The following is a 26,818-nucleotide window of genomic DNA, read 5'->3' on the forward strand; positions in this document are numbered from 1 at the left end:
TGTGCGGATTCAAAAACCAGCAGGAGACAGATATGAAAAAGAAAATTTTGTTCAGACGCGCATGTTTTATGATTTACGGCTTATGTATAGGATTCGCCTGTATATTTGAGATAGCCGGTTTAGCGCTTTTTCTCTGCCGGAATATATCGGGTGTACAGTTTATTGTACTGACAGCGGCCGATATTGCTGTGGCCGGTATCTTATGCAGGTTTGTTTATCAGACACTGATCCATCCGTATAAGAAACATATGGCAAAATTAGAGAATTTTATACACAGCCGTCAATATGAGGAACTGCTCGATTGTGAATACCAGCTGTACAGTGGTGAAAAAGAGGTATGGCAGCAATTTGACAAGATACTGGATAAACAGAATATCATACAGCTTTCGACTAAGCATGCGGAGCTGTTAGCACTTCAAAATCAGATTAACCCGCATTTCCTCTATAATACACTGGAAGCGATCAGGGGGGATGCCTTATCAGAGGGAATGGATGAGATAGCGGATACTACGGAGGCCCTGTCGACATTTTTCCGTTATACAATTTCCGACACAGGGAATCTGGTGGCTCTTGAAGATGAACTGGAGAATATAGAAAATTATTTTAAAATTCAGAAGTACAGGTTTGGCGAGAGACTGTGTCTTCAGGTCGACTTCCCGGAAGATTACGCAAAGGTGCTTCAATGTAAAGTTCCGAAACTGACGCTGCAGCCAATCGTGGAAAATGCAGTTTTTCATGGACTGGAATCTAAGGATACCGGAGGGCTTGTACTGATTTCAATCGACAGTACGCAGAGTAAACTACTTATCAGTATACAGGATGATGGCGTGGGGATCCCGGAAAATGAGCTCCAGAAGTTGAATGAAAGGCTGGTGAGGCCTGAGGAAAAACCGGCAGAAAAGAAAAAGGGGAGCATTGCCCTGACGAATGTAAGCAGGCGGATTAAGCTTCTTTTCGGAGAGGAATACGGCTTGCATATTTTCAGTATACCCGGTGTCGGGACCGAAGTCCAGGTCAGTGTCCCGTTTATCAGTGAAAGCGATAAAGACTATCCCGGATCACCTGAAAAAGGGGAGCGCTTATGAAACGTGAGGTAATTGTAATAGAAAACGGAAGCATGGTACAGGATGGCATTCCGGTATTTAAGGACTTATCCCTGCAGTTATTCGCCGGGGAGATTGCAGGACTTGCATTCGACAACCTGATGGAACAGCGCTTCTTTCTGGAACTTCTTCTGGGGGAACGCATGCTTTCTTCCGGGCAGATTAGTCTGGAGGAGCAGAAACAGACTTTTGATGCAGCATCTAAAAAGTTATCAAAATATACTGCTGTTATCGGGCGCAAAAGTGGTCTGATTCCATCTGTGAGCATTGAGGATAATATTTTCCTATTTTCGGATAAAAGCTGTTTTATCAGCCAAAAAAGTTATAAAAAGCAGTTTGAAACATTAAAACAGCAATTTCATATCCTTTCAGAAATCCCGGATAAAATGTATGAGCTGTCTATTAAAGAACGGATCATGATAGAGCTTTTAAAAGCTTACGTTGGAAGAAAGAAAATAGTTGTACTGGAAGATGTCGTCGGGGCACTGACAAAACCGGAGACAGAAGAGTTGTTTGCATTCATGGACCAGACAAAGGAAGAGATGACTTTTTTGGTGATTGCCGGGTTCGAAGAGGTTGGGATTAGTCATCTGGACCGGATGGTACTTGTCCAGAATGGCAGAACGATAGCAATGTCACAGCTAATGATACAGAAAAAGGGACTGAACCAGATTCTGCAGGTTTTAATTAATGAAAGTGGAAAGCCTGACAAGCTCATGACACACTTTTCTAAACCACCCTCAAAGGAAAGTGGGAGCATATTGACAGCTAAACGGGTCAATACAGAATACCTGCAGAACTTTAACCTTGATATCGAAGCAGGGGAAATCCAAAAGATTTATTATTCTGACGAACAGACGAAGGAACATATATGGGGTATCTTTTCCGGGGAAGTGCGCCGGGTAAGCGGAGAGATATCATTGGGAAATAAGCCTCTCAGGATTCGGAACATGTCAGATTCCGTGAGGGAGGGCATCGGATTTATACTGGAAAAACCATACCAGAATGAGTTGATGGACAATATTTCCATTCTTGAAAACATGAGCATGCCCCTTCAGGAAAAAGTAAGCGGGTACTGGATGTTCAGGAAGTATTCACAGAGTGTGGAAGAATACATCAAAGAAATGCATCTGGATATGAGAAAAGTGAAGAACATGAATAGCTTGGAAAGGCAGAAAATGGTCTACGAAAAATGGCTTCTCTATATGCCGAAGGTATTAATCTGCCACAATCCATTTGCTGACATAGATATCAATATGCAGAATCTGACAATGAAAATGATACGGGTTTTGCAAAAAAGGGGCATCAGTATATTGATATTGACTTCCAATTTATACACTATGGGGAAAATCCCCGGGAAATCCCTATATTATTACCGTGGGAAATATATGGAAGAAAAAGAAATATGGGGAATGATAGGGAAAGAGGGAGAGCTTTAGTTTCGGAGGGGGGCGCCTGCCGTGGAATAGGGCGGGGCTCTGGCGGATATGTATGGCCTGTTTGGAATACAGGCCGTTTCACTAAGCAGCAGTAAGAGGAAACGCGCAAAAGCAGACGGCACCGGCCGCATTCAATGCCTAATCTGGTGATTAGGCATCTCAGGCGGTCTGAAAAGTTAATTTGGTAATTAACTTTTCTCCGTCTGCTTTTGCGTGTTTCCCCTAACTGCTGCTAAGTTTCCTTTATGTATTCCAAACAGGCCATACGTATCCGCCAGAACCCCGCCCCATTCCACGGCAGGCTGGTTCATCCGGCCGGCAGGAAAGAATCTGCGGCTCTGTCCGCCAACGAGGCTGGAGCCCGTTTGCTGGATATTCTGTATGGGTTTGGCGTATTAATCAAAATTTTGATGTGAGAATGTGGATTTTTATACAATAAATACAAAAGCTAAAGAATGTCCCCCCTAATCTAAATAAAGAAAGTTGAAGGAATGGGGCAAAAAACATATGATTGTTGTACAAAATGACGTATCTGATAGAACAATAGTCAGATACAAAGAACAAATTACAAGAAAATGGAGGAAAAAGGTTATGAAGAAAAGGTTTGTAAGTGTATTGATGAGTGTTGCGATGGTAGTGGCTCTGACGGCCTGCTCAGGAGGCGGCGGGAATGAAGGTGACAGTAAGAAGGGAACGGACGATGCCGGTGAGGAAAAGATTCTCGGGGCAGGGATTTATTCTGCGTCGGATAATTTTAACTCTTATATCGGAAAGGCAATCTCCAATGCATGCAAGGGTGTATTTACGACAAATATTGAAGACGGTCAGAATGACCAGTCCACCCAGAATAATCAGGTTGATACGATGCTTGCCAAAGGTGCAAGCGCAGTTGCGGTTTCTGTGTGTGATGTGACGGCCGCACCTTCTTTGATTCAGAAGTGTAAGGATGCAGGAGACATCCCGATTATTTTCTTCAATAAGGAAATCACAGACCAGGATGTTATCAATTCCTATGAAAACGCCTATCAGGTTACCTCTACAGGTGGGGATTATGGGGCAAAGATTCAGGCGGAAATGATTATAGATTATTGGAATGCACATCCTGAGATGGATAAGAACGGAGACGGAGTCCTGCAGTTAGTTTATCTGATGGGAGATCCGGGGCATACTGCAGCACAGCCAAGAAGCGAATATTTAAAGAAGACAATTGAAGAGGCGGGCATTAAGATTGAAGTCCTTGCAGAAGACACCGGAATGTGGGTAACAGCGAATGCAAAGGAGAAGATGGATGCATGGGTATCCAAATACGGGGATGAGATTGAGTGCTGTGCAGCAGGAAATGATGCGATGGCATTGGGGGCACTGGCATCCGTAGAAGCAGCAGGATTTAATGAAGACGGAGAGTCGAGCAGCAAGTATATCCCGATTTATGGAATTGATGCACTTCCTGAAATTTTATCTAAAATTAAGAGTGGGGAAGTTACCGGATCTGTCTTACAGGATGCAAAAACACAGGGACAGACGATTGTAAAGATAGCTGAAAACCTTGTGAATGGAAAAGACGTCATGGATGGAATTGACGGTCTGGAAATGGAAGAAGGCGCAAAGGCAGTGCGTGTTCCATATAAGGCAGTCACTCAGGAAAATCTCGATGAGGCAGAGGCAACATACGCTGAATAAAGAATGAAAAGGTTACTGTGCACGCCCATAGGGGGTGCACAGTAAAGCGAAAAGAGCATGGAAGGGAAGGAAGGCAATGGAAACAAAGTATATTCTGGAAATGAGGCATATCACAAAATCCTTTCCTGGTGTGAAAGCCTTAGATGACGTTACACTCTGTGTGCGTCCCGGGACTGTACACTCACTGATGGGTGAAAACGGGGCGGGGAAATCCACACTGATGAAGTGCCTGTTTGGAATTTATTCAATGGACAGCGGAAGTATTATTCTTGATGGGAAGGAGGTGGCTTTCCATAGTCCTTCAGAAGCACTGAATAATCAGGTGTCTATGGTACATCAAGAACTCAATCAGGTATTGAACCAGACTGTAATGGAAAACCTGTGGCTGGGCAGATATCCCAGAAAACATGGGCTGATTGATGATAAGAAGATGTATGAAGAAACAAAGAAAATATTTGATGATCTGGAGATTGAGGTAGATCCGAGGGTAAAAATGGGGACGCTGAAGGTATCCCAGAAGCAGATGATTGAGATTGCAAAAGCGGTTTCATATGATTCTAAAATCATTGTAATGGATGAGCCCACTTCCTCCCTTACCGAGGTTGAGGTAGAGCATCTTTTCCGCATTATCAATAAACTGGTAAATAAGGGAAGCAGTATCATTTATATTTCACACAAGATGGAAGAAATTCTGAGGATTTCCAATGATGTGACTGTCATGAGGGACGGCAGGTGGATTGGCACGGAACCTGCCAGAAAACTGACGATTGATGTGATTATCCAGATGATGGTCGGCAGAGAATTGAAGGACCGCTATCCGGAAAAAACTGCTGAAATCGGAGATGTACTGATGGAAGTAAAAGAGCTTTCCACCTTGGCGCCGTGCTTCGAAAAGGTGAGTTTTGAATTACATAAGGGAGAGATCATTGGTATTGCGGGCCTCGTTGGAGCAAAGAGAACAGAGGTATTAGAAACGATATTCGGGCTTCGGCAAAAAGGCGGGGGTGAGATTATCGTAAACGGCAGGAAGATAGAAAATAGAAGTCCAAGAGAAGCTATGGCGAACGGGTTTGCAATGCTAACGGAAGAACGGAGGCTGGACGGAATTTTTGGGGGATTGAGTGTCAGGTTCAATATGACAATCGCCAATATGAAATCCTATGCCGGTCATGGGCTTCTAAAGGATACGGCCATGAAAAATGATACGGATAGAATGGTAGCGGCTATGAAGGTAAAAACACCGTCAGAGAAAACACAGATTGGCAACCTGTCCGGCGGTAATCAGCAAAAAGTGATTTTGGGAAGGTGGCTGTTGACAAATCCGGAAATTCTGCTTCTGGATGAGCCAACGAGAGGAATTGATGTCGGTGCAAAGTTCGAAATATACCAGCTGATTAATGATTTGGCTGCACAGGGCAAAGGAATCATTGTGGTAAGCTCAGAAATGCCGGAACTTTTTGGGATTTCAGACAGGATTGTAGTTATGAGTAATGGCCGTCAGGCGGCAACATTACAGACCAATGAAGTGGGGCAGGTAGAGGTAATGGAAGCGGCGGCGAAGTATATATAGGCTGGCGGAGTAAAAACAGGAGGATATGTTACATGAAAATCTCTAAAACACGGATGAAGGAGTTAATGGCCGAGAAGGCAATTTATATTGTCTTTATCATTCTTCTTATCGGAATCATTATTGTAGAACCAAAATTTTTATCATTTAATAACTTTCGAAACATATTTGCACAGTCATCCACAAAGATTATCATTGCCCTGGCGGCGGGGATGATTCTGGTTGTACAGGGCGTGGACCTGTCAACCGGGCGTATGATTGGGCTGGCAGCAGTTGTTTTTGCATCCCTTGTACAGGCACCGGAATATGCGTACAGGATGTACCCTAATCTCCGGCAGATGCCGATTATCGTGCCGTTGCTGGTAGTTATGTTAATCTGCCTTGTATTCGGCGGCATATCGGGTCTGGCGGTTGCAATATTTAAGGTTCCGCCTTTTATTGCCACACTGGGCATGCAGTTAATTTTATATGGGATTTCTTCCATTTATTTCGACCGCCCGCCGTATGGGGCACAGCCTATAGGAGGGATTGACCCATCCATCACGAAAATTGCAACAGGCTCGGTTGGATTTGGGGAATTCAGGATTCCGTATCTGATTATTATTGCCGTCATTGTATGTATCGTATGCTGGATCGTGTGGAATAAAACAAAATTTGGAAAGTACATGTTTGCGGTTGGAGGAAATCCGGAAGCAGCAAAAGTGTCAGGGGTAAATGTAATCAGGACACAAATTACTGTTTATGCCGCAGCAGGGATGATGTATGCCATTGCAGCGGCTCTGGAAGTGGCGCGTATCGGCAGTGCTTCCAACACAACGGGAAACGGTTATGAAATGGATGCGGTAGCGGCCTGTGTCATTGGTGGTGTCTCACTTTCAGGAGGTGTGGGAAGTGTAGGCGGAATCGTAATCGGTGTGCTTATTTTTACGGTCATTAATTATGGTCTGGCATTTATCGGTGTAAATATGTATTGGCAGTATATTGTAAAAGGATTGATTATCCTGCTTGCTGTCGTGATTGATATGAGAAAATATACAAAAAGAAAATAAAGTGAGGGCGGTATCATGAGAGATGTTGTAAAGAATACAAAGCTTACGGAAGAATGCAGCAAAGAAACAATTAAAAGATATGTAGATGAAGTAATACCCAAACTTACACTGGAAGAAAAAATAGGAATCATGTCCGGGCAGATTACGGAACAGAAACTAATGGACGACTTATTCTTAATTTGTCATTACAACGTAAAACCCTATCCAACGAAAGCGGTAGAGCGGCTGGGACTGCCGAATATCCGCTTCGTTGACGGACCGCGCGGTGTCGTATCCGGCTCGGCGACCTGCTTCCCTGTATCAATGGCCAGAGGCGCATCATTTGACAGAGAACTGGAGGAAGAAATAGGAAAGGTCATCGGTGCAGAGGTACGTGCAGAGGGCGGAAATTATTTCGGCGGGGTCTGCATCAACCTTCCGAGAAATCCGAGATGGGGCAGGGCGCAGGAGTGCTATGGGGAAGACAGTTTTCATCTCGGCGAAATGGGCGCGGCCCTGACAAGAGGCGTCCAGAGTCAGAACGTAATGGCGTGTATCAAGCATTTCGCAATGAACAGCATAGAAAATGCAAGATTTAAAGCGGATGTGCATGCAGATAAGCGAACTTTGTTTGAAGTATATCTTCCACATTTTAAACGCTGTATTGAAGAAGGCGCAGCGTCTGTTATGGGTGCTTACAATAAAGTCTATGGGGAACAGGCCTCAGAGAGCAGATATCTTTTAAAAGATATCCTAAGAGACAAATGGGGATTTGAAGGATTTACCCTGTCAGACTTCCTGTGGGCAGTTAAAGACGGTGTGAAGGCAGTACTGTCAGGCATGAATGTAGAAATGCCCTGTTTCTGCCGCTATGTAGAAGAGATACCGAAGGCGGTAGAAGATGGACGTCTTGACATCGCGGACGTAGACGAGGCTGTCGGCTATATCCTCAGAACGGTACTGTTTTATGAAACGAGAAAAGACCTGCAGGAATATACAGCAGATTTACTCGCCTGTGAGGAGCATGTGGCAGTGGCAAAACGTGCGGCAGACGAGGCTATGGTTCTTCTGAAAAATGAAAATAATGTACTGCCATTTAGTAAACAGACTACAGATAAGATTGTAGTGCTGGGTGTTCTGGGAGATACCGAAAATATAGGGGATCATGGTTCCAGCAGAGTCCATCCTTATTATACAATAACCCCGTTGAAGGGACTCATGAAGAAAATGCCTCAGGCCCAGGTTCTGTATGATGACGGAAGTGACCTTGGACGGGCAAAAGCACTTGCAGAAGATGCAGATGCCGTTGTTATTGTGGCAGGCTATATCCACAGTGACGAAGGGGAATTTTTGGCTGACAGGAGCGATATTGCGGAGATGGGCGGAGACAGGGCCAGTATGCGCCTTCACAAACGAGATGTGGATTTAATACATGCACTAAAAGGAGTGAATGAGAATACAGTTGTTTCTATCGTTGGAAGCAGTGCGATTTTAATTGATGAATGGGAAGGGGATGTGCCTGCAATCCTGTTTTCTTTCTATAGTGGAATGGAAGGCGGTAATTCTCTGGCAGACATTCTGTTCGGTGATATTTGCCCGAGCGGGAAACTGCCATATACGGTTACCTATTCAGAAGAGGACTATCCTGCATTTGATCCGGACTGCACTTATGCAGAGTACGAATATTATCATGGCTACACCAAAATGGAGAAAGAGGGAATCCCTGTTTTATATCCATTCGGATACGGCCTTTCCTACACCACATTTGAACTGGGCGGACCAACGGTGGAAGTATTTGACGGAACTGCAAAGATCAGGGTAAGCATACAGAATACAGGAAAACAAAAGGGCGCAGATGTCGTACAGCTTTATATTGGCTGTGAGGACAGCGCAGTAGACCGCCCTGTGAAGGTGCTGAAAGATTTCCAGAGAGTCGAACTTGAGCCGGGCGAAAAGAAGGAAGTTATTTTGCAGGTAACGGCAGCAGATATGGCATATTATTCTGAGGAAAAAGATGATTTTGTAAAAGAGGATATTACATACACTGCATATACCGGTGACTCAAGCAAGATGGATGATTTGAAAAAGGCTGTCTTCACATTTTCTGTATAGTATGATGCACAAATGGTTTATGGTTCTTATTGGAGGAGAATATGAGAATAGGCGTTGATTACTATCCGGAGCATTGGGACAAATCCAGATGGGAAACCGATATGGAAATGATGGCAAAGGCCAATATCGGATTAGTACGTATTGGTGAATTTGCATGGAGCCTTTATGAGCCTGAGGTAGGCAGATTTGATTTTGAATGGATGGATGAAGTGCTGGATTTCCTGAACCGGCATCAAATGAAGGCGGTACTGTGCACGCCTTCGGCGACCCCGCCCAAGTGGCTGACAGACCGCTGCCCGGATATTTTACAATGGGACATACATGGGAATCCAAAAGGATTTGGAACGAGGAAGCATTACTGTTTTAACAGCGATACATACCGGGAGAAAGTACGCATACTAAATGAAAAGATTGCACAGAGGTATGGTCAGAACGAAGCTGTAGAAGGATGGCAGATAGATAATGAACTGGGCTGGTCTAATACGGCCCGATGCTATTGTGAAAACTGCCGGATAAAGTTCCAGAACTGGCTGAAGAATAAATACGGGACAATAGATAACCTAAACCAGATATACGGCACAGTATTCTGGAGCCAGATCTACAATAGCTTTGAAGAAGTCATTATTCCAAGAGCGGGGGCCTGTTATGATACATGCCACGATACACAGGGGCAGAATCCGGCGCTTCTTCTGGATTATGACAGGTTCTGCAGTGATTCGGTCATAGCTTTTACGAAGGAATCGGCAGATACCATCCGGAGATACTCAGACAGGCCTGTGACTACAAATCTATTGGATGCGGCGGTTAATTCAGGGACAGGTATTGACTATTTCAAACTGTCAAAAGAACTGGATTTCGTTACATGGGACAATTATGTAGAGTTCCAGTGGGGAAAAGCCGATAAAGAAACTGTGTCAAGAGACCACGCCTTGCTTCGGAGTTATAAAAAGCAGCCCTTCTGGGTGATGGAGCAGCAGTCAGGCCCCTGCGGGTGGAGTAAGATGGGACCGGCACCGTCGCCGGGAAGGTTAAGGCTGTGGACTTATCAGGCAGTTGCAGGCGGGGCAGATACGGTTGTATATTTCAGGTGGAGAACATGTCCGTTTGGAACAGAAGAACTCTGGCATGGCATTCTGAATTACGATGGCAGGGAAAATAGAAGATATCGTGAAATCGCCCGGACAGGCACTGAAATGAAATCCTTAAACAGGCATTATAAAGCACTAATGCCTCATGCAGAGGCCGCTATTTTAAAATCCTTTGACTGTGAATGGAGCCAGGCGATCCACCGCCAGGCAGAGAACCTTCAATATGATGACTTTCAGTTGGAATACTACAAGGCATTTACCAAACTGGGATGTGCTGTTGATTTTGTTTCGCCGGAGGATAGTTTTAAACAATACAAGCTCATACTTGCGCCGTTGTTCATGATGTCAGATGAAAAGACAAAGCAGAATCTGGAAGACTACATCCGGGACGGAGGCACTGTCTTATTCAGCTTCCGGAGTGGTATTAAGGATATGCACAATAATATGCTGACAGAGACTATGCCGGGATTCTTAAGCGAAATGGCTGGAGTGGAGATAGAAGAGTATGACCCGCTGCTAGAAAAAATAACAGCAGTATCGGGCGTATTTGGAAATAGTACGGCTAAGATCTGGTGCGATATCATAAAACCTGTAAACGCAAAGGTACTCGGTGTTTATACGGGAGACTACTATGCGGGGAAACCATGTTTTACAGTAAACCAGTTTGGCAGCGGAAAGACTTATTACCTCGGGTGTGACTTAGAAGAAAATGAGATGAAAAATCTTGCCCTCTATCTGGGAAGGGAGCTTGATATGAATGTACTTCCCTATGAAATGGAAGGGATCGAGGCGGTGACTGCCAGTGATGGGGAAAAAGAAGCCCTGTTCCTGCTAAACCATTCGGACCAGCAGGCTGTGGTGCCTGTAAAAGGAACATATACGGAAATGATTTCCGGGGAAAAGGGAGATAGCGCTGTTACTCTGGAAGCGTTCGGGGTTGCAGTCCTGCAATTTAGTTAGATACGGTCATAGAAATAGAGGCATTATGGTTCGGGAGAATCATGATGCCTCCTTTTGTAATATAAACGGGGGGATTAGTGAAAACAAACAATATAAAAACACCCAAAAGAATAGTTTTTATTGAGTCATATCACTTCATCCTAAGTTTGTGATTTTGGGTTAAGATGGTGGAGATGGTGGTTATGACTCTGGAAGTAATAGAAAAAGTCAAAGGAGAATGGTATAATATATTATCTGATTTGTGTAATTTGGTAAAGTAGTGTAGAAAGAGGAAATTTGTATGATTAAACTACCATATCAAGGTGCATAAAAATATTTTTGATGAGGGTGAATTGGCAAGAACATCAACTGTTACAAAATTTGCAACGGTTCAGAATGAAGGCAACAGACAAGTTTGAATGGAGGAGAAAGTGTTATGTGTATGGAATGTTATGTAGATGAAAATAGAATAACTCCGCTATTAAATCCGATTGATTGTTTGGAAAATCATACCCAGTACATATGTGGAACCTGTGGACGGTGTATTTGTATTGAACATGATCCTAAAAGAGGATTGCAGCGGTGGAATTTTCCTTTTAAGTCACTGGAAATTGCAAAATTGTATTTGCGAACCGCTGATTACAGTATGAAAAAGCCGTGTGGTATTTATGAGGTTAGAAGTAATAATGGCAGACTTTCATACAAAATCTTTGCGGGCAGCGAAGATTTGCAGTTATATCTAAAAAAGAATAAGGGAAAAACGTGTGAAAGTATGGCACCTGTTTTCGCTATCGAAGAATACAGAGAATATGAAAATACACAGATACGGAAACTGACTCCAGATGAAATACAAAAATATATGTCAGAACGATAAAATTCTATTTGGTTTGGAAATTTGAAATAAGCAGGGGTAATAATCCATGAGATTGCAGAAAGGCTGAAGGAATGAAAAGATTTCTAAAGATGCACGCTAAGAACCGCTAATCCTCTGTGCATTAAGATGATAAATGATTGTACAGAGGAGAGAGAATAATATGGATAGAATGAATATTCCGGTTGTTAATGAGATGACGATCAGGGCAATGGAGGACATGACTTTTTTCACTCATGCTTTGATTTTTGACGATTTAATGATTGTTGCACAGAAAGAAACAAACTGTTTTGTGCTGAAAACTTCAGAGGGGCTTATAGTCATTGATGCTATCTGGCCCAGAAAAGAGGCTTTTGACGCAATTGTAAGGGCCATTAAAGATGTTGGCTGGAATCCGGATTATATAAAAAAATTAGTATTAACTCATGGACATGTAGATCATACTGGGTGCGGCAGATGGCTGGTTGAAAAATACCATGTGGAAACATATCTGTCGGAAGTGGATGATATTTATTGGAAAGAACATTCAGTAAAAGGTGACAGGCCGGAAACGTGGAAGGATTATGAGATAAGTGTCTATATAGAGGATGGAGATACCATAACACTGGGAGATAAGGTGATTCATGTTTATGGAACTCCGGGCCATACGCCGGGAGGCCTTAGTTATATTTTCCCGGTAAAGGAAGGCGGGGAAGTTCACATGGCTGCATTGTGGGGGGGTACAACACCTCCGTGGACAGGGGACGGTGTGCAGATCTATTTAAAATCTTTGGATTATTTCTTAGGTGAAGCAAAAAGAGAAAAGGTCGATGTAGCGTTGAGTAACCATACATCTGTGGATAATGGTTTAGAACGGATAGCATATTCAAAAAGGCGGATGGCTTATATGCCAAACATTTATATAATCGGGCAGACTGGTTTTCAGAATTATTGTCAGGTATTCAGGACATTGAGTAATAAGATGCTGGCCAGACTAAGATAACGCCAGTACAGGGGGTATTGTGGTTAGGGAGAATCATGATGCCCCCTGTTAATTTCACCGAAATTGAAGCTTCAAATGTCATATTTACTATAAATCCGCTTGACATAAACAGATATACGCCGTATTCTGTTAAGTAGATTAACAGAGGAGGGATGCAATGAATAATTTACCTGTAGATCAATTATGTGAATTATTTCTCCAGACGATAAATCAATACTCAGCTCTGGAAAAATCGACACACACCTATGATGTTGAACCTAAAATTTATTTGGCTGAAATTCATACCATTGCAGCTATACGGGCACATGAAAATATCAATATAACTGATTTGGCAAAATTGCAGGGAACTTCAAGAAGTGCTGCGTCCCAAGCGGTCAGCAGACTTGTCAAAAAGGGTTTTATTGAAAAAAGAGTTTCTCCAGATACGGATAATGAAGTTATCTTATCTCTTACGGAAAAAGGAGAAAAAGTTTCTGATTTACATGATAAGCAGCATATTTTACTGAGGGAAAAGCTGACTGCCATATTGAACAAATATCCGCCGGAAACAGTTGATATTCTTTCGTCGCTGGCCATTGATGTTCAAAAGATGTGGAAGGAACTATCGTAAAAGTATAGATATGGCTGGAATATTTTTTGCTTTTTCTGTTAAGTAACTTAATAGAAGGAAGGGGGGAGGTAACAATGAGTTATACAATGATAAATCCTATTCCGCAGTTTAATTTTCAAATCAACAGGGTTTTAACTTATGGCGATTTGGCATGTAACAGTAAAGAAATTAAGATGAATCTTCCAAGTGTACGAACGTTTGAAGAATGGTATGCAGTCTGGTCGGGTATGGGCAGAAATGCCGAAAGCATTAAACACTATCTTCATGCGGCCTATTACTATCGTATGGCCGAGTTTTTCTTAAAATCCACTGATGAACGAAAGGATGATACTTATAGTAAATGTATTAAGAATTTTTACCGTGCCTTTGATTTGGAGCTGCAATTACACTATGAAAAAATACAGGTTCCCTTTGAAGGAAAAAATCTATATTGCCTGAAACTGTCTCCCACGTATTTGAAGGGAACGGTCGTTGTCTGTGGGGGATATGATTCCTTTATTGAAGAATTTGTATTGCAGGTGCATGACCTTGTATCTAAAGGCTTTGAAATTATTCTTTTTGACGGGCCAGGACAGGGGAAATGTCTTCGGGAAAACTTATACTTCCGTTTTGATTTTGAAAATGCCACATCTGCCATTTTAGATTACTTCCATATTAAAAGATGTGCTTTTGTAGGAATCTCATGGGGTGGTTATTTTGCTTTGCGAAGTGCTGCCTATGAAAAAAGAATATCAGCTGTTGCCGCATACGATGTAATGGATGACGGGCTGGAAGTAATGACAAATGTATTTCCTGCTCCTATCTGCCGAATCATCCGGCTTGCTTATTATAAAAAATGGAAACGACTTCTCAATGGGCTGGTTGGTAAGATTGTAAAGAAAAGTGTTCTGGCTGATTGGGCGGTAAATCAAGGGATGCATATTACAGGAACAAAAACACCTTTTGAGTTTTATCAAAATCTATCTCATCACAATCTTTTAGGGAGTACGGATTTCATTACGCAGGATGTGCTCTTGCTGGCTGGAGAGAAAGATCATTATATACCGTCGATTCAATTTTACCGGCTGAAAAGTTCCATACATAATGCAAAAAGCCTGACTTGCAGGATGTTTACCGTGGCAGAGGGCGGCGAACAACATTGTCAAATTGGGAATCATATGCTGGCAGTTAATACAATTGTTGATTGGCTAAATCAACATTTTCCCGAGGCTGATTAGACTTAATCAAAAGGTCTGATTGTTAATGTGACAAAACAGTATAAAATCTTACTTGAGTTTTCCCGCCTTCGGATAGATAATAAAATAGATAAGTAAATAGGGGATGAAGTAAAATGAAAGATGTTAATATAAAAGTTTTAATTAACAGAAAGCAGTTCACCCAGCAAGATATGGAAGTCTGGAAAAAACAAAGAATAAAAAAAGCATATAAAACCCTGCATATAAAAATACCACAAAAAGCATCAATATCAGAAATGAGTGATAAATTAACAAAATGGAAGGTTCAATTATCTGATGATGAAATCAGGAAGATCTTGAGAAAAAAACTGTTTTTTAGCAAATATGTGATGAAAATTGCAGGCAGGCTATCTGGCAAAAAACGACGTGTAGCGAGAACAACAATACTGGCAAAGGGGATATCTGTTGATAAATTCAGTAAACTACTGGATTTGTTAATGGTAGAAGCTGCAAAAGAACACCGAAAAGTGAATTTATCAGTCTACCCTGAACATTATGTATTAACACCAGATAAAAATGGTGTTTTAGAAGTGATTGAAACAACCGGGAATGCTCCGGTACCGGTACAATTCTTTATAACATTTGGTGATGAAAGTGGGCTTTCAGAACCTAAAAACCCTAAATTTACTTACCAGTCAGCAGGGGTGGCAAAACTGGATGATGGGACGATTATCGGCGGTGTAAGACACCAATTTAGAGATACGCCTGCTGGGATAGAATGCAGGTTAGCAGTTGAATTTCCTGTGTTATGTCCCCCAATAATAGTTAACTCCCATCAAAAGCATTTAGCAGTTGAATTTACAAACTGGCTGATCTGGATTATCAAAAATCAAAACGAAATGGAGAATTTCGTCCATTAAGCAATATATAAAACATACTAAGGAGGACATATCTATGAAGATCTTAATGATTACAGGAAGCGCCCACAAAAACGGAACGACCGCGATGCTCGCATCTGAGTTTATAAAAGGGGCGGAAGAGGCAGGACACGAGGTTTATCGTTTTGATGCGGCATTTAAGAACGTGCACCCGTGCATTGCCTGTGAAAAATGCCACAACACGGATGCCGGCTGCGTGTTTCAGGACGATATGAATGAAGTGAACACACAGCTTCTGGCGGCAGATGCAGTTGTGCTTGTGTCTCCGATTTATTACTATGACATCAATGCACAGGTGAAGGCTGTCATTGACCGTTTCTATGCCAATGATTCTGCGCTGCATGGACATAAGAAGGCAGTGCTCATACTGGCGATGGCAGACGATACGATGGAATCTGCTGATGGTGCAATTGCATCCTTTAAAGGAATGACAAAGTTTCTGGACTGGGAAATCGCAGGGACGGTAGTAGGCGTAGAGTGTGCCGATGTGGATGCATTGCAGAAAACGGACTATCCGGCACAGGCATATGAACTGGGAAAGAATCTTTAAGGTGTGTAGATGAGTAAAATAATTCAGGAGGTACAGTATGAAAGAACTCATGGAAGAAGTGCTCGCATTCCGCGATGAGCGTAACTGGAAACAGTTTCATAATCCGAAAGACCTCGCCATTTCCATAAATCTTGAGGCGGCAGAGCTTCTGGAATTGTTTCAATGGTCGGCAGAAGATACATCGGTGGAAGAGAAGCGGGACCAGATGAAGGATGAACTCGCGGATGTGATGGTTTACTGTCTGCTCATGGCAGACGCCATAGATGCGGATGTGGAAGACATTATCCGTACAAAAATGAAGAAAAATGCTGCAAAATATGAAGTAAGTAAAGTGTATGGAAGTAAAAAGAAATATACGGAGCTGCAATAGTAATAGCTATTCTTTGGCAGTGCACAGACATGCAGCGGCAGAGCCAATTGTAGAGCGTGTGGATGCTGGGAAGATCAGTGCAGAACAGGCAAAACTTTAATATTTGATACTACCAATAGAAACGAAAGGGGTGTAGAAATGAATTGTCAAATATTATTATCTCAAATTACGGCCATATCTCAAAAGTATGATTTGCTCTACCAAAAAACAGGTGGATACTTTAATATTTTTGAAGTAGCGAATATCGCATATGATGAAGTTACGATATGCCGGGTTTTACACGAATTGCTCTCGCCGACAGGCTCTCACTGTCAAGGTGCAGTCTACCTAAAATTGTTTTTTGAGAGTGCTTTACATATTCAAATATCAGAAGCTGAACTAGAAACCACAAGAGTTTTTCGTGAATATCAAATCGATGCACAAAGGCGAATTGATTTGGTCATTGAAACCGCAACAAAATTTATTCCGATTGAAGTTAAAATATATGCAGGCGAACAAGAAAATCAATGCTACGATTATTTTGTAGAGGCTAGAAAGCGTACCGAAGCCCCAAAGATATATTATCTCACTCGATTTGGTACATCTCCGGGCGAATACAGTGCGAAAGGACTCACAGAAAATGAAGAGGGTTATGAAGAGGTTGTTAATCTCTCTTTTTCAGATGATATCTTAGGATGGCTCGATTTATGCCTTAAGCAAAGCAACACTTTAAAAATTGCACCTATTCGAGAAGTGCTGCTACAGCTTATTGCGGTTATTCGTAAATTTACCGATAAGATGGGAGATGAAAAAGAAATGGAAATCAAGGAATTGCTGCTCGCTTCATCTGACAATATAAAAAGTGCCATTGCTATTCAGAGTACGCTAAATGAAGTTAGAGAAGAAATCATGCTAAAGCTGTTTCGTGCTATTGAAGAAAAGGTGGGTATCCAAAAGATTAACAACCAATATGATTTTGAATATGAGAACAATAAAAAAATCAAGACGTATTACAATCGAAAACACTCGACATATCCGGGAATTAGTTTTTTCTACAAGGACAAGAATGTTATCCATTCGGATAAAGACGTTTGGGTAAGAATTGAAATTGATTATAAAATTTTCATTGGGTATTGTTGTCCTGTGAATGGGGAAGCCACAAACAAAACCTTATTTGATGATGAAATCAGAAACGCCCTTAAAGTTGAGCCTTGTACCAATAACTGGTGGGCATATTGGGAGTATGTTCCCAATAATGACGAGGTGCAGTCTCCTGACTTCAAAGAGCACAATCAAGCATATTATGATCTGTTTGATCATGTGAAATTCGATGCTTTTGTTGATGTCTGTGCTGAAAAGATTAAAAATTTACTGAAATAAAATAGTCAAAAATGATTATCTTAACGGAACAAATCTGGATCGCCAGAACCGGCATTTGCCGGAACTGGCGATTCGTAATTAAAGACTTATTGGCAGCCTTATTTTCCGAAGATGTAACTTTCCCCCGGGGCAAATATGTGAAATCTCTGCATCCGGTTCAGTGCAAAGAGACGGTCAACGAAATGGGCCGGGTTTACTTCATTCACGGCATACAAGTCGAAATGCATGGGGACAAGGAGGCCCATACCCGTCTCTTTCGCAAGCAGTATGGCTTCGCTGCTGTCCATGTTCCCGATGATATCCTCTCTTAAGCGGTAATAATCGCGTCCGTTCACGGGAAGAAATCCAATATCCACCCCTTTCAGCCGTTCACTCAGCCCGTCATAAGGGCAGCAGTCTCCAGCGTGGAAAATAGTAACATCCTCTCCGAACTGTATCCGATATCCCAGTTCTTTATAATGTCCATTCTCATCCTTATGAAGCTGCTCGTGTGCGGCGGGGACAGGTGTCACGAGCAGCTTCGAAAGTTTCATCTCCTGATCTGCATCGGCACATCGAATCCGGTCTTCTGGTATCCCGTAAGATATCATCAATTCCTCCAATGAGTAAGGAATAATATAAGTGATATTCTTGTTTACTTTATTGAGGACTGCGAGTGTGTCCGGGTCTGCATGATCGAAATGGGGATGTGTACAGAATACATAATCTATAAAATCCAGTTCTGACGCGTCGATTGGTGCATCGTATTTCCTTTTCCATACCACACTGTCTGTACAGCAATTCCTGTCTACGTAATCTGAAAGATAAGCATCGATCAGGATGGATGTCCCCTGATACCGGATCAGGAAACCTTCCTGACCGAGATAGAAGACTGCGATCTGGTGATCCAGCGTTTTTACCGCCATGATTTCCTCTTTTAACATATGACATTCTCCTTATTGACGATTCTATTTCCGGGTGATAAAATTATTATATCATCGAGTGATATAATAGTCAAGGAGGACTCCGCGCATTGAAAAGGTTTATGAATCAGGAGTACATGAAACACGAAAACTGCATCGACATTTTCCATCTGATCCGGGAGGAGAAGCAGATCACACGCAAGCAGATAGAGGCAGTGACAGGGATGAGCTGGGGCGCCATTTCCAATATTACGGCGCGTCTGATCGGCAATGGCTTTGTAACTGAACATAAGCCGGATGGGAACACGGGGCCGGGGCGGACGCCGTCTTATCTGGAAGTGGATGGCAGCAGGTACTGTACACTGGGGATAGATGTCAATATTACAGGGATGAAAGCGGCGCTTGTGAGTCTGAAGAGTGAGACGCTGAAGACGTGGAACTGTCCAACATGCTACAGTAGTAAAGAAAAATTACTTGGATGCATTAATGGGATTCTGGATCAGGCGCTTACAGACGAAGAGAGTAAAAAATATGAAATCATCGGGATCGGCGCAGCCATGCAGGGTGTCGTGGATGCTGAAAACGGGATTTCTGTGAGCATTGCCCAGTGTGGGGGATGGGACAGCGTGCCTCTGGCAGCGATGCTTGAGGAGAGATATGGGATTCCGGTCTGGCTGGAGCATGATCCGAACTGTATCCTCCATGCCTATGCTGAAACCAAAGAGGTGCAAAACGCCATCCTTCTTCGAATCGACAGGGGGATCGGCATGGCAGTGATGCTGGACTCTGTTATCCTGAAGGGGACGGGACGCTTTGAAATCGCCCATACACTGGCAGAATGGGACAGGGACACAGATTCCGTCAAAGACAGGGGATGTCTGGAAGCCTATGCCTCGGTCAATGGATTGGAAAAGCTTTCGGGAAGGACTCTGGAAAGCCTGATAGAAGCTGCCGGAGCGGGGGAAACGCAGGCGAAGGCACTATTTGAGGATATGGGGACGAAACTTGGCATTTCGATTTATAATATGCGAAAAATATTTCATATAACGGATATCATTCTATGCGGGGAACTTATGGAGAGCGAAAGATTTTTTATGGAACCTGTAACCCGGATCAATGACGGGGCAGTATTTTCCAGAACAGATGCAGGGTGTGCCTGTTACGGGGCCGCAGCGATGGCACTGAATCAGGCAGTCAGGAAAATAAAATTGTGAGGAGGAAGGAAAACATGAAGGCAATTGTAGTTGAGAAACCGGGAACCGTTTTATTGAAGGCGGTGGAAAAACCGGAGCCGCCGGCCGGTTTTGTGCGTGTGAAAGTAAAGTCCGCGGCCATCTGCGCCACGGATCTGGAGGTGATAGACGGCAATATCCCGGCAAACTACCCCCTGATTCCGGGACACGAATGGAGCGGGATTGTTGACAGCGTGGGAAGTGCAGAGGATGAAGCATGGATCGGAAAACGTGTGATCGGGAGCAATGACGTGGTCTGCCTGAAATGCGATGCGTGCAGGAGTGGGAACTGGAGATACTGCAGCGAATTTGAGGAAATCGGATTCAGAAGAAACGGAGCCTATGCGGAGTATGTGATTGTGCCCGCCTATGGTCTCTGTGAACTTCCCGGACAGGTGTCCTTTGACCACGGGGCACTGTGCGAGCCTCTTGGGGTGGCGCTCGGCACGCTTGAGAAGGCAGGCGCAAAATTCGGGGATACCCTGACGATCATGGGGGCCGGTTCCATCGGCCTGTGTATGCTGGCTGCGGCAAAGTCGATGGGGATGCGCAGGATCGTAGTATGTGCGTCCACCGGAAAACGGCTGGAGGAAGCAAGAAATCTGGGAGCCTGCGCTACCATAGAAACGGAAAAAGAGGATGTTGTGGAAGTCATGAAAGGACTGCATCCGGGCGGCTCCGATGTGGTGATTGATGCCACTGGGATAGAATCCTGCATACAGAATTGCCTCAAGATTGCAAGAAAAGGTGGAACGGTTGCACTTGCCGGATATGGCAGGGGGAAAACGATGAGCATCCGCATGGACGATATCCATATCAACAACCTCAGGGTGGTCGGAGCAGGAAACAATTGGAACATGCATAAAAAGGCTGTTTCGTATATGGCCGAAGGCCTGATTGACATAGAAAGCTTTGTAAGCAAGAAGCTGAATCTGGAGGAATTTGAAGAAGGGCTTGCAATGGTAAGAAGCAGGCCGAAAGGATTCATAAAGGCGGTGTTTCAATTTTGAGACAGAGTATACTTGGAATCGATCTGGGGACGTCATCTGTGAAGCTGCTTCAGTGGTATACAGACGGCACGGTAAGAAAGGTGAAAGAAACATATAAGGGCGCCGGGTGTGAGGCATGGATAAAAGCCGTGTATCAGGCGGTCGGGAAAATAGATGCCCCATCCGTCACTGCGGTAGGACTGTCTTCACAGGTGGGAACCTATGTGGTGGACGGCAGGGATGTTATCAGCTGGAGGTCACCGGAAGGGAAAGAAGAACTTGACATACTAAGGAAAGAAATTGGGCCAGATGTATTTCTCAGGGAAATCTCGATGCCCCATCCGGAGATACATTCTTACCCGATTCCGCGAATGATGTACATAAAGAAGCATTACGGAAATTTTAAAACTATCTGCCAGCCAAAGGATCTTCTCTGTGAAGTGCTGACGGGAAAACGGGTGACAGACCTGTATTCGTGGAGAGGACTGGCAAATCTGGAAACGGCACAGTATAGTGAATGGGGACTTGCATATGCCGGAATAGATGCAGGAGTGCTCCCTCCGGTCATGTACCCTTGGGAGAAAGCGGGGGAGGTCAGCAATACGCAGACAGGACTTAAGCCGGGCATACCAGTATATATAGGATGCAATGATTTTTTTGCAGGGCTGCTGGGCATGGGGGTCCGAAACGAAGTGTTTGATATTACGGGTACGAGTGAGCATATCGGGGTGTTAACGAAACAGATAATCCGTGATACAAAAATGGTGAGCGGTCCATATTTTCAAGATTTTATCCACTACGGGGTTACCGCATCCAGCGGGGCATCAATGGATTTCTGCCTGAAAAACTTTTCGCCGGAGGCAGACATTGAAACGTGTATCCGGGACAACCCTCCAATTTTTCTGCCATACCTGAACGGGGAGAGGGCTCCTATATGGAATCCGGATGCAAGAGGAGTGTTCTTCGGTATCAGCGGACAATGTGAAAAATGTCATCTGGCCTATTCAGTAATGGAGGGGATTGTGTTCAGCCTGTATCACATTTACACTCAGCTGTCGGCGGAAGGCAGGGCCCTCGTAGTGACAGGCGGCGCGGCGAAAAACCGGACGCTCAATACGCTGAAAGCGGAGTTGTTCGGGATGCCGGTGAGGACCTTAAAAGAAAATGATACCTCTGCTATGGGGGCCGTTATGCTTGCAGGTGTGGGAAATGAATTGTTTGATGATCTCGAGAATGCGGCACACAGTCTGTGTAAAACAGATACAGTGATCTATCCGACGGGGGCTTACCGGGATATATTACTGAAACGATTTGAACTATATAAAAAGCTGTATCCTTCGCTGGAAGCGCTGTTTACAGAAAAAGAAAACCTGACAGGCGGCAGATAAAGAGGTACTGTGCACGCCAACAGGGGGGGCACAGTAGTAGAAAAGGAGAAAATATGAGTTGTGTAATATTTGGAGCAGGAAAGATTGCCAGAGGATTTATCGGGCATTTGCTGTATTTAAGCGGGATTGATTTTACATTTATCGAATATAACGACACGCTGGCCGATCTGATTAACGAGCGGGGAAGCTACACGGTAAACATTCTTGGAAACAGTGATAAGAATTGTGTCGTGAAAGGTGTCAGGGCACTAAAGTTCTCTGAGCCGGAGAAAATCACGGAGGCCATCGCAGAGGCAGAATGTGTATTTACAGCTGTGGGAGGGAAAAATCTTGGCGGCATAACAGAACTGCTGGCAAAAGGGATCGAGAGAAAAGCGGTGACGGGCAAAGACTTGAATATTATTACGTGTGAAAACTGGAAACAGCCGGCACAGATACTTCAGGATGCTATGGATGAAATGATCTGCCAGGACGCGAAACTCTATTTGGAGGAACACGTAGGCATTACGGAGGCTGTCATCATGCGGTCGGCAATTGAATCGGAGGAGGAACTTCTCAAGAAGGACCCGTTGATTGTTAATGTTCAGGATTTCTGGGAGCTGCCTGTTGATGCTTCCCGGCTTGCCGGGAAACTTCCGGATATTCAGGGCTTGAAGCTGGTTGAGGAATTTACAGGCTTTCTTGAGCGGAAGTTTTACACCTACAACGCGGCAAACGGGACGGTATCCTATCTTGGTGCGCTTCTGGGGTATGATAAACTTGCGGATGCCGCACACGACGAGCGGATTCTGGAAGTTCTGGAAGGTGTGTACACGGAGACGGCACAGGCACTGTCAAAGAAACACCAGTTTCCGCTGGAGGAACAGCTTGCATTCACGCGGACCTCAAAGCGCAAACTGCAGGATTACAAGATTGTTGACTTTATTGAACGCAATGCGCGCGATCCCCTGCGAAAGCTTGGCCGGGAGGACCGCCTTGTCGGTTCTGCACGGCTTGTGCAGGAATACGGGATCGTACCGGAGCACCTGGCGACGGCAATTGCGGCGGCTGTCTATTACAAAAATGACAGTGACCCGTTTGCCCGGGAACTGGAGCGGATTAGAAAAGAAGAGGGCATAGATGCCGTGCTTGTAAACGTATGTGGGCTTGATGCGGACGGGGAGCTGGGAAAACTGATCAAATCAAAGATAGAACTGTTGAAGGGAAGAGGATGGATCAATGAGTAAAATTGCGGTAATCGGTGCGGGGAAAACCGGACGGGGATTTGTGGGAAGATTGTTGAAAGAAGATCATTTAGAGATCATGTTTGTGGATAAAGATACAGAACTGGTCAGAGAACTAAACGATAAGGGAAACTTTCAGATCACCTTTTTCGGGGACGTACGTCCCAAATTTGTGGTGGATGATTATCATGCATGTACATGGGAGGATGCCGATTTTTCAGAAGTGGAGCTGGTCTTCGTGTCCGTGGGCGGCTCCAATCTGGAAGCAGTCGGAGAATCGCTCAGAGGAAAACTGGAGGATACCCCCTGCTATATCATTACATGTGAAAATGCTTCCCGGCCTTCGGAAACCCTGCGCAGCGTAATCGGAAAAGAAAATGTGAGTATAAGCGAAGCAACGGTATTCTGCACGACTACAAGTGACGGCGGTCTGGACATCTATTCAGAGAATTACCCGTATCTGCAGTGTGATGCACAGCTGTTAAATGGATATACCCCACCGGTAAAAGGGGTAAAACCAATCGATCATTTCGGCAATTTCCTGACAAGGAAGCTTTTTACATACAATGCCGCAAGCTGTGTGATCGCATATCTCGGATATATCCGGGGATACACGGATTACGGCGAGGCGGCAAATGATCCGGAGATTCTGAAACTGCTTGATCAGAATTATGCGGCGACGAACCGTGTCCTGTGCCTCGAATTTGGCTACGATGAAAAAGACCAGCAGGAATTCGCCGCCCTGTCACGGGCAAAATTCTGCGACAGGACAATCGCCGATACCATTGCGCGCAACGCCCGCGAACCACAGAGGAAACTGACGAGTAACGAAAGAGTCATCGGGCCGCTGAAGCTGCTTCAAAAATATGGGGAAGATACAGCTGTCTTAGAAATGACGGCGGGGGCGATGTTAGTGTATGACCAGGAAGGTGAGGAAGAGTGGCGCAGGATCAAAGCAGAAAACAGTTATGAAGAAATATTGGAGAAGATCTGCGGGTTGGAGAAAACAGATCCTCTGTTTGAGGGAATATTAAAATATGCACGTCAATTGTGTGGTAGAATTTAGGTAAGAGGGACTAACCTGAAAGGAGAAAGCACGATTATGACAGCTGATACTTTATTGTTTTTTGATAAGATGCCCCAGGCCCTGCCGATATATCAGGCATTTGAGGAAAGAATCCTGAAAGAGTGTGCGTATATTGAGATTCAAGTAAAAAAGACCCAGATTTCGTTCAAAAACAAGTATAACTTTGCATTTGTTTCGCTTCCGGTCAGAAGAAGAAAAGGATGGCCCGAAATCTGTATCATCGTTACATTTGGTCTGTCACACCGGCTGGAATCGCCGCGGATCATGCAGGCAGTGGAGCCCTATCCAAACCGGTGGACGCATCATGTAATTGTGGAAGATGTAGATGAGATTGATCAGGAACTGATGGGCTGGATCAGGGAAGCCTATGAATTTGCACTGCTAAAGTAGCAGGTATGTCTAGTAATATCCCTCTACAATACGGACCGGATCATGGCCGACCTTTTCCTGAAGCTCGGGATTTGATGTATACTTGTAATAATCCATACCGGCATCATTCATATAATTGGCAATGTTGAGTGTACTCATGTCTTCATAGAGGGGGACATGGATTGTGGTTGTAAAGGGGCCGGCGGTTAATTCTTTGCCATCTATTTTATAGGTGAGGGAGTATTTAAGCCTGCAGGATTTATCCGGTATCAGGACGGTATCTGCGGCGGCCCGGTCCTGTATTAAAAAGGTAGAATGGATCGGGATAATGTCGCCTGCACTGGTGTGGTCAACGGGGATATAAACATAGTTCAGGATATTCGAGTCCCCGGGACCTGCTCCGCCGCCTTCTATAATAAGGCGTCCCTCATACAAACACATAATTCCAAAAAATAACTCTGCTGATTCTGTTTTGTTTTCAACTTTTCCATACAGTCCAATTTGTCCGCCATCCTGCATGAATGAAAAAGCCCAGTCGCTTGGTTCGAATGAATAGTATTTGATACCGTCCCCGCCTTCGACGGGGGCAGGTTTGAGCGGAAATGCTGTGTCAGGGTCAGATTTTGCTACTTTATCCCAGGGAAGAACGGGAGAGTTTGCGGGACTGCCGGTATCTGTCTGTTTCGCTAATAGGGTAACGCCTTCTGGGCATCCGGCGGCATCACCGGAATTGACGATATAAAAATTAACGGTATTGCCGCTCGCAAGACAGTGATAATTCAGCACAGGCTCACTGTAATCATGAATTGACAGTATATTCAGTGTATTATCAGTTGCCTGCGCTATGGAAGTCTTGCTGCAGGAGAAACAGGTTCTGACAGCACAGGCAAATGTGTATTTTTCACGTGCTGAAGAATGGTCTTGCTTGTTATAATTGACCAGTGATGCTGATGATACAGCGCTGGTATAGTTTAGGGTATAGGTGTCTGTGATTTTTGTCCGCCCAATGTTCTTGCTGAAATAAGGACCAAGAACGAAACCAATGGCCGGTATTAAAATCGTCCCCAGCACAAATGCAATAAAACTTTTAGATAAATGTTTATGAATGAAAGATTTAAGCAATTGTTTCTTACTCGTAATTTTTTCGTTTTCCGGGTCAGAACCCGGAAAATGAATGATTTTGTTATCTTCTGTACTCATAGCTTTACCTCATTCTGTGAATTCTGGTGGTTTTTCTAAAATTCTGCATGCTCAGCGATTTTCTTCTAAAAACTGTATCATATTATTCGGGAAATCCTCGTCCAGCAGACAAAGCGACCAATCAGGAAGACTTTGAAAAATCTGTTGACAACGGCTGAGCATATCCCCGGAAAAATGATAGCAGCATTCCAACAGTAAATCCTGCTGGGATAAAAGCCAGTGCATTTTTTCGTCAGGGTACTTGTTTGAAGCAATGTGTATCGTTTCTGATTTGTGATCTTTATATGCTGAGTAACGGCAAAGGAGTGCAAGAGTTTCTGTGTCTGTTTCAAGGGTATACAATATGTCGGAGAATGAAATATATGCCCCCATAAAAGTGTCATAGAGATTTAACTTCTGCCGTATATCAAAGCAGATATATTTTGAGGTTGTGACATTGAAATAAAGGCAGATCAATAATAAAGGAAATAAAGCATTTTCTGTAAAATTTATGATATGTACCATAAATGGCTCCGAATCATTGAAGAATGTATAATTCTGTTTCAGGGCGACTGATTTTACTGTAATATAAAGGACAAAGATTGAAAATGAAAAGTAGAGGTTATCCATTACCTTAA

23 protein-coding genes are annotated in these 26,818 nt (G+C 43.8%); 21 read left to right on the forward strand and 2 right to left on the reverse strand.

Features of this window, described 5'->3' with window-relative positions; translation table 11 throughout:
* Nucleotides 1-32 precede the first annotated feature (32 nt).
* From DWX43_RS25265 to DWX43_RS25340, 15 genes are all read left to right on the forward strand, one after another.
* Nucleotides 33-1,085 carry a sensor histidine kinase gene (locus DWX43_RS25265; protein ID WP_118622691.1) on the forward strand — a complete coding sequence of 351 codons (1,053 nt, stop codon included), beginning with the start codon at nucleotides 33-35 and terminating at the stop codon, nucleotides 1,083-1,085.
* Nucleotides 1,082-2,542, forward strand: coding sequence for a hypothetical protein (locus DWX43_RS25270; RefSeq protein ID WP_118622693.1), 1,461 nt, complete (start codon nucleotides 1,082-1,084; stop codon nucleotides 2,540-2,542). The genes DWX43_RS25265 and DWX43_RS25270 overlap by 4 nt, the downstream gene beginning before the upstream one ends.
* Before the next feature lie 591 nt (nucleotides 2,543-3,133).
* Complete coding sequence (locus tag DWX43_RS25275; protein WP_182440821.1) at nucleotides 3,134-4,222, forward strand: galactose ABC transporter substrate-binding protein; 1,089 nt, start codon at nucleotides 3,134-3,136, stop codon at nucleotides 4,220-4,222.
* 76 nt (nucleotides 4,223-4,298) lie between these two features.
* Complete coding sequence (locus DWX43_RS25280; RefSeq protein ID WP_118622697.1) at nucleotides 4,299-5,792, forward strand: ATP-binding cassette domain-containing protein; 1,494 nt, start codon at nucleotides 4,299-4,301, stop codon at nucleotides 5,790-5,792.
* Nucleotides 5,793-5,824: 32 nt separating this feature from the next.
* Entirely contained in the window at nucleotides 5,825-6,838 is a 1,014-nt protein-coding gene (mglC, locus tag DWX43_RS25285) for a galactose/methyl galactoside ABC transporter permease MglC (protein WP_118622699.1), read from the forward strand.
* Nucleotides 6,839-6,853: 15 nt separating this feature from the next.
* Nucleotides 6,854-8,929 (forward strand): glycoside hydrolase family 3 C-terminal domain-containing protein, encoded by a 2,076-nt coding sequence (locus DWX43_RS25290; RefSeq protein WP_118622701.1) that lies wholly within the window; start codon nucleotides 6,854-6,856, stop codon nucleotides 8,927-8,929.
* A gap of 41 nt (nucleotides 8,930-8,970) precedes the next feature.
* Nucleotides 8,971-10,977, forward strand: coding sequence for a beta-galactosidase (locus DWX43_RS25295; RefSeq protein ID WP_118622703.1), 2,007 nt, complete (start codon nucleotides 8,971-8,973; stop codon nucleotides 10,975-10,977).
* Between the two features lie 415 nt (nucleotides 10,978-11,392).
* A complete protein-coding gene (locus tag DWX43_RS25305; protein WP_118622705.1) occupies nucleotides 11,393-11,830 on the forward strand; it encodes a hypothetical protein in 438 nt (145 codons plus the stop codon).
* 160 nt (nucleotides 11,831-11,990) lie between these two features.
* Complete coding sequence (locus tag DWX43_RS25310; protein WP_118622707.1) at nucleotides 11,991-12,809, forward strand: MBL fold metallo-hydrolase; 819 nt, start codon at nucleotides 11,991-11,993, stop codon at nucleotides 12,807-12,809.
* Nucleotides 12,810-12,966: 157 nt separating this feature from the next.
* Complete coding sequence (locus DWX43_RS25315; protein ID WP_118622709.1) at nucleotides 12,967-13,419, forward strand: MarR family transcriptional regulator; 453 nt, start codon at nucleotides 12,967-12,969, stop codon at nucleotides 13,417-13,419.
* Between the two features lie 74 nt (nucleotides 13,420-13,493).
* Nucleotides 13,494-14,636, forward strand: coding sequence for an alpha/beta hydrolase (locus tag DWX43_RS25320; protein ID WP_118622711.1), 1,143 nt, complete (start codon nucleotides 13,494-13,496; stop codon nucleotides 14,634-14,636).
* 113 nt (nucleotides 14,637-14,749) lie between these two features.
* Nucleotides 14,750-15,514, forward strand: a complete 765-nt coding sequence (locus DWX43_RS25325) for a hypothetical protein (protein ID WP_207666103.1) — start codon at nucleotides 14,750-14,752, stop codon at nucleotides 15,512-15,514.
* A 34-nt stretch (nucleotides 15,515-15,548) separates the two neighbouring features.
* Nucleotides 15,549-16,082, forward strand: a complete 534-nt coding sequence (locus tag DWX43_RS25330; RefSeq protein WP_118622713.1) for a flavodoxin family protein — start codon at nucleotides 15,549-15,551, stop codon at nucleotides 16,080-16,082.
* A gap of 37 nt (nucleotides 16,083-16,119) precedes the next feature.
* Nucleotides 16,120-16,452, forward strand: coding sequence for a nucleotide pyrophosphohydrolase (locus tag DWX43_RS25335; protein WP_118622715.1), 333 nt, complete (start codon nucleotides 16,120-16,122; stop codon nucleotides 16,450-16,452).
* 138 nt (nucleotides 16,453-16,590) lie between these two features.
* Entirely contained in the window at nucleotides 16,591-17,811 is a 1,221-nt protein-coding gene (locus tag DWX43_RS25340; protein WP_118622717.1) for a PD-(D/E)XK nuclease family protein, read from the forward strand.
* A gap of 98 nt (nucleotides 17,812-17,909) precedes the next feature.
* Here DWX43_RS25340 and DWX43_RS25345 read toward each other — a convergent pair whose 3' ends face one another.
* Entirely contained in the window at nucleotides 17,910-18,734 is an 825-nt protein-coding gene (locus DWX43_RS25345) for an MBL fold metallo-hydrolase (protein ID WP_243099473.1), read from the reverse strand.
* Nucleotides 18,735-18,823: 89 nt separating this feature from the next.
* Between DWX43_RS25345 and DWX43_RS25350 the strand changes: the two genes are divergently transcribed.
* Genes DWX43_RS25350 through DWX43_RS25375 form a run of 6 tightly spaced genes read left to right on the forward strand, consistent with a single transcriptional unit; the run spans nucleotide 18,824 to nucleotide 25,022 of the window.
* Nucleotides 18,824-19,927 carry an ROK family protein gene (locus DWX43_RS25350; protein WP_118622719.1) on the forward strand — a complete coding sequence of 368 codons (1,104 nt, stop codon included), beginning with the start codon at nucleotides 18,824-18,826 and terminating at the stop codon, nucleotides 19,925-19,927.
* A 14-nt stretch (nucleotides 19,928-19,941) separates the two neighbouring features.
* Nucleotides 19,942-20,955 carry an alcohol dehydrogenase catalytic domain-containing protein gene (locus DWX43_RS25355; RefSeq protein WP_118622720.1) on the forward strand — a complete coding sequence of 338 codons (1,014 nt, stop codon included), beginning with the start codon at nucleotides 19,942-19,944 and terminating at the stop codon, nucleotides 20,953-20,955.
* Nucleotides 20,952-22,322 (forward strand): FGGY-family carbohydrate kinase, encoded by a 1,371-nt coding sequence (locus DWX43_RS25360; protein WP_118622722.1) that lies wholly within the window; start codon nucleotides 20,952-20,954, stop codon nucleotides 22,320-22,322. The genes DWX43_RS25355 and DWX43_RS25360 overlap by 4 nt, the downstream gene beginning before the upstream one ends.
* 53 nt (nucleotides 22,323-22,375) lie before the next feature.
* Entirely contained in the window at nucleotides 22,376-23,548 is a 1,173-nt protein-coding gene (locus DWX43_RS25365; protein WP_118622724.1) for a mannitol-1-phosphate 5-dehydrogenase, read from the forward strand.
* On the forward strand, nucleotides 23,541-24,611 hold the full coding sequence (locus DWX43_RS25370) for a 2-dehydropantoate 2-reductase N-terminal domain-containing protein (protein WP_118622726.1): 1,071 nt from the start codon (nucleotides 23,541-23,543) through the stop codon (nucleotides 24,609-24,611). The genes DWX43_RS25365 and DWX43_RS25370 overlap by 8 nt, the downstream gene beginning before the upstream one ends.
* A gap of 36 nt (nucleotides 24,612-24,647) precedes the next feature.
* On the forward strand, nucleotides 24,648-25,022 hold the full coding sequence (locus DWX43_RS25375; protein WP_109729619.1) for a DUF5655 domain-containing protein: 375 nt from the start codon (nucleotides 24,648-24,650) through the stop codon (nucleotides 25,020-25,022).
* A gap of 9 nt (nucleotides 25,023-25,031) precedes the next feature.
* Here DWX43_RS25375 and DWX43_RS25380 read toward each other — a convergent pair whose 3' ends face one another.
* Nucleotides 25,032-26,201, reverse strand: a complete 1,170-nt coding sequence (locus tag DWX43_RS25380) for a hypothetical protein (RefSeq protein WP_118622728.1) — start codon at nucleotides 26,199-26,201, stop codon at nucleotides 25,032-25,034.
* Between the last annotated feature and the right edge of the window lie 617 nt (nucleotides 26,202-26,818).

The sequence above is a fragment of the Clostridium sp. AF19-22AC genome (genome assembly GCF_003479085.1).
GTDB lineage: Bacteria > Bacillota > Clostridia > Lachnospirales > Lachnospiraceae > Faecalicatena_A > Faecalicatena_A orotica.